This window comes from Candidatus Kosakonia sp. 282A-S69, from assembly GCF_029433855.1.
GTDB classification, from domain to species: Bacteria; Pseudomonadota; Gammaproteobacteria; order Enterobacterales; family Enterobacteriaceae; genus Kosakonia; species Kosakonia cowanii_A.
Genome location: NZ_JAROAU010000005.1, coordinates 243,979 through 244,251 on the forward strand (window position 1 = coordinate 243,979; position 273 = coordinate 244,251).

Here is a 273-nt window from a genome sequence, read left to right on the forward strand (position 1 = left end):
CACCACAACAAGAACCGCCTTGACTGAGATCGTCATCGCAATTAACAACGCAGGAACAGCTCCGATGAAAGGGCCAAAATACGGGATGACATTCGTTACTCCAGAGATAAGGCCAAGTATCAGCGGATATGGAAGCCCAAATACCCAGAACGAAATGCCTGCAATCACGCCAAGAATCAAGCAGACCAAAAGCTGGCCTCGGATATAATCGCCAAGCGAATCATCCACATCCCGCAAAAAGGCGCTGCCCCGCTTTCTCCACGACTTCGGAGT

The 273-nt window shown here is 50.5% G+C and carries 1 protein-coding gene; it reads right to left on the reverse strand.

What is annotated here, in order from left to right:
• Positions 1–273 (reverse strand): AI-2E family transporter (locus tag PU683_RS22175; RefSeq protein WP_277174665.1); only part of this gene is annotated, 273 nt, incomplete at both ends.